Source organism: Ercella succinigenes, from assembly GCF_900002895.1.
Window position 1 is genome coordinate 1 of the sequence record NZ_CDHP01000058.1, and the last position, 3,836, is coordinate 3,836.

Genomic DNA, 3,836 nt, shown 5'->3' on the forward strand with positions numbered 1-3,836 from the left:
AGCCATGATCTCATTCCTTTCAGTTGTTAGTTTCGCAAAACCTATTATACCGAAAGCGAGCTCGTGGCTCTTTTTTATTTCTCAATTTACACCAAGTATACGGACTTTATCACTATCAGCTTGTTCTGTAGTTTCAAAAGTATCAATAATTATTTCTTCTTTAACACCTGAACAAGAAGTAAGTAGAATAAAAATACATATCATCATAATAATAAAAACTATTTTTTTCATATGTTTCTCCCGTAAAGATAAATATTATAAAATAAAGCAATTTATTTAAGTTGCCTAAATTCAGCCGGTGACATGCCTACAATTTCTTTGAACACTCTTGTGAAATACTTTGGATCGTTATATCCAACAGCTGCTGCTATTTCAAATATTTTTTTATTAGTACCTATGAGAAGTCTTTTAGCATGGCTTATTCTAAACTCTTTTAGAAAAGACGTGAAGTTAACATTCATTTCCTTGTAAAAAAGCTTACTTAAATATTCAGGAGATATATCAAGATAAATCGCTACCGTCTCAAGATTAATTGCATCATAATAATGCAAGCGAATATAGTTAATTGCTTTTTTTATTAAATAATTCCTAATGCCATCTGATTTAACATGATTATTGGATATTTGTTCAGCTATCGACAAAAAAATCTCATGTAATTCTTCCCTGATTATCACATTGGCTATCTTACCTATATATTTTTGTTTAACCATTTTTTGATACTTGTGAGAATCTACATCTTTTAACACATTCATCAAAGAAGTAATTAGAGCATTTGAAGCTTCTAGAACATCTTCACTACTATAAGAGGCCTTAAATAAGCTGTCTTCAAATTGCTGCAATAATTCCTTGAATACACTATCAGCCCCTGAACAAATAGCTTGTACTATTTTGGTTTCTATATCTGCAGGATAAGTGTATTTTTGGTACTGCTTAGATATGTCATCTGCATTTATTATTATTGATTTGCTTTCTTTCTCAGTTATAGCTCTTTTTAAAGCAGTTTCCATTTTGGCATAATCAGTGTGAAGACTCAAAACCGATTGGCTTTTAGCTTTTACCGCCACACACTTGAGATCACGTTGATAATTATTCATCTGACTTAGCAAAGCTTCTTCAAAAAAATAATCCCTATCTTTTGATGTAACAATAACGAAGAAGTATTGCTTCTCATCTACTCTCAATCTAATTACATCCGTTAAACGATTTTCCTGATCTTGAAAATCAAGAAATCGCTCTATTTTTTTTCGATGATCTACCGGAACTCTTCCCATATATACAAGGAAGAGTGACAATTCACTCTCTTCATTTATTGAATAATATTCCGATAAAACAGAAGCAGCACTGCTTTTTAATGATATATCCTTACTTAATAAATCTCTTAAGGCTGAAGAAACTCTGCCGTTCTTGTGAGTACGCTCAGCCTGTAATTGTTTTTCAACATTTTCAATCATGCGGCAAACATCATCTACTGAGACAGGTTTAAGAAGATAATCATTAACCCCAAGGACAATCGCTTTCTGGGCATATTCAAATTCTGCATAGCCGCTTAGGACTATTGCTTTATTTAATATTTCTTCTTCTTTAAGTCGCATCAGCATTTCTATACCGCTCATTGCAGGCATTCTTATGTCAGTAATAACAAGATCCGGTTTTAATTGTCGGCATATTTCTAACCCTTCCTTGCCATCTTTGCATTGACCTGCAATTATATGGTTAGTATGCTTTTCAATAAGATTAATAAGACCTGTCCTTGTTCTTCCCTCATCTTCAACCACAACAATTCTCATAGTTATCAACCCATCTCTTTTGCTGGCAAACAAACCGTAATAAGTGTTCCTTTTTGTGGAATACTTTTAATTTGCCAATTTGCCTTTTCTTTGTAATACATTACCATTCTTGAAAGAGCATTCTGCATCCCTATACTTTGACCGGAATTCGATACCACCCATTTCCTGTCATTAAATTTGCTTACAAGCTCCTCTGTCATGCCATGCCCATTATCTGCAAAGGTAATATTAAGAAAATCCCCTGCTTTAAAGATATCTATCTCCAGCTTTCCACCTTGTTCAAACCCTTGGAATCCGTGAAGAATAGCGTTTTCTACAAAAGGTTGCAACAACAATTTATGCACCTTAATTTTCCCAACATTTGAATCTGCATTAATCTCACAGACAAAACTATCTTCAAATCGAATTTGTTGTAAACTAATATATTTTTCTAACCAGTCAATTTCTTCCTGGACTGTAACAATTTTATTACTTTTGTTTATACTATATCTTAGTATATAACCTAAATCACGAAGCATATTACTTATTTCATATTCTCCGTGATCTATAGCCAGCCAATTAATAGAGTCCAAAGTATTATGAAGAAAGTGAGGATTAATCTGTGCTTCTAAAGCTCTTATCTCTGCTTCTTTTTGCAGATTCACTGCAATCTCTATTTCTTGCAGTAAAAGCTTTAAGTCTCTGGTCATATAATTAAAATGCAATGCTATATCGTATATTTCATCATGATCCTCTACCTGAAGTTCAACTCCAAGATTACCTTTTTGAACATCTTTTATACCTGTAACAATAGTATTTATTGATTTACTGATTCTCTTTACAGTATATCTAATAACAATTGTTGCCATTAAACCGAGAAAAATTGTTACAAGAACTGTAATTATTGTAATGCGGGTAATATCACTAAACATAAGATCTCTATCATAAACATTATTTATAATCAATCCGAATCTTTCATCATGGAGCTGAGTCACAGCAAATTTTCTGCCTCGGAAAAACTGTGTTTGCCAAATAAAATCTGTAACAGAATCTACATTTAATGTTCCTTTACTGTCATCACCTTTCTGAAATATATTTCCACCTATATAATTTGTATCAGGATAAGAAACGATTTGCCCTTCCGTGTCATAAATAAAATTAAAAGAACTCATTATGTCTGTTCTACCACGATCCATACTGCAAACATCTGCAACTACTGATTCGTTTATACTCAAAACAGCTACACCTATCGACCCTTTCGCAGGAGCTCTCAAATCATTAAGTGTTTTTGAAAGATGGAACAAATAGGTATCTGAATCTACTCCATCATTTTCGAAATATTGTGTAGGGGTAAAAATAACGTCCCTTTCGCCTAAAGTATTCTTATATACATCTGTTTTTCGCAAATCATCATAATCACGCCAGATATTTTCTATAACAGAAGAAGTTTCTGAATCATAAACAACTGAAAATCCACTTTCTCCGATAATAGTAATACTCCTGATACCATTTTTGGCAGACACAAGATTTTTTATGCTATCACTGATTTCTGAATATGCCGCAGCAGAGTGTTCAGATGATCCCTCATTAAGCAAATTCATATTTTCTATAAGCTTGTCATCTATATAAATTTGCTGCAAAATATCCGTATATGTATTAAATGTTAGATTGAGTCTATCTGATGTCTGCCTTAAATTATTATGTATAAGTTCATTTATTTTGTTTTTCATAGATACACTGAAGTCAAGTCCAAAAAGTTGGTGTAAATTGTCTTCCGGTATCTGCATGAATCAGGTGACAACATGCAGGTATGCTGCTCGTTCTGCTAACGCTTCTTTTCTTGCTGTTTCTCTCTCATCAAAGTAGCGATCCATTATGAAATACTTTTTGCCGGTCAACCATTTTTCATGGTGCTCCATCAGAACTGCTCCCATCAGTCGGATAAGACTGTCATCATTGGGGAATATCCGTATAACGCGTTCCCTACGACGTAGCTCTTCGTTGAGTCGTTCTATGCTGTTACTGGTTCTCAGTCGTTTGCGATAGGCTTCCGGCAAAGCAAAAACAGCC

General features: G+C 33.6%; 4 protein-coding genes. All 4 read right to left on the reverse strand.

Going from position 1 to position 3,836, the window contains the following annotated elements:
* Nucleotides 1-81: 81 nt before the first annotated feature.
* A complete protein-coding gene (locus tag AC0KSB_RS12330; protein ID WP_472309705.1) occupies nucleotides 82-231 on the reverse strand; it encodes a hypothetical protein in 150 nt (49 codons plus the stop codon).
* A gap of 41 nt (nucleotides 232-272) precedes the next feature.
* A complete protein-coding gene (locus tag AC0KSB_RS12335; protein WP_472309707.1) occupies nucleotides 273-1,787 on the reverse strand; it encodes a response regulator transcription factor in 1,515 nt (504 codons plus the stop codon).
* A gap of 5 nt (nucleotides 1,788-1,792) precedes the next feature.
* A complete protein-coding gene (locus tag AC0KSB_RS12340) occupies nucleotides 1,793-3,496 on the reverse strand; it encodes a sensor histidine kinase (protein ID WP_472309709.1) in 1,704 nt (567 codons plus the stop codon).
* A 60-nt stretch (nucleotides 3,497-3,556) separates the two neighbouring features.
* The coding region (locus tag AC0KSB_RS12345) for a transposase (protein ID WP_472309711.1) at nucleotides 3,557-3,836 on the reverse strand (280 nt) is incomplete at its 5' end.